This window comes from Pseudomonas sp. 3A(2025), assembly GCF_054589175.1.
In genome coordinates this window covers 1-249 of record NZ_BAAILM010000037.1, presented here as the reverse complement: position 1 = coordinate 249, position 249 = coordinate 1, and the positions used below count along the sequence as shown (strand labels likewise).

The following is a 249-nucleotide window of genomic DNA, read 5'->3' as shown; positions in this document are numbered from 1 at the left end:
CGCTCTTTAACAATTGAATCAAGCAATTCGTGTGGGTGCTTGCGGTGTCAGACTGAGAGTCAACTGATTATCAGCAACGCAAGTTACTCCACGAGAAATCATGGTTTAACCAACGATTGCTGAGCCAAGTTTATAGGGTTTTCTCAAAACCCGATTGCAGTATTGAACTGAAGAGTTTGATCATGGCTCAGATTGAACGCTGGCGGCAGGCCTAACACATGCAAGTCGAGCGGTAGAGAGGTGCTTGCA

1 rRNA gene is annotated in these 249 nt (G+C 46.2%); it reads left to right on the top strand.

Going from position 1 to position 249, the window contains the following annotated elements:
* Nucleotides 1-164: 164 nt before the first annotated feature.
* Nucleotides 165-249, top strand: a 16S ribosomal RNA gene (locus ACYP2A_RS15635); the annotation flags it as partial.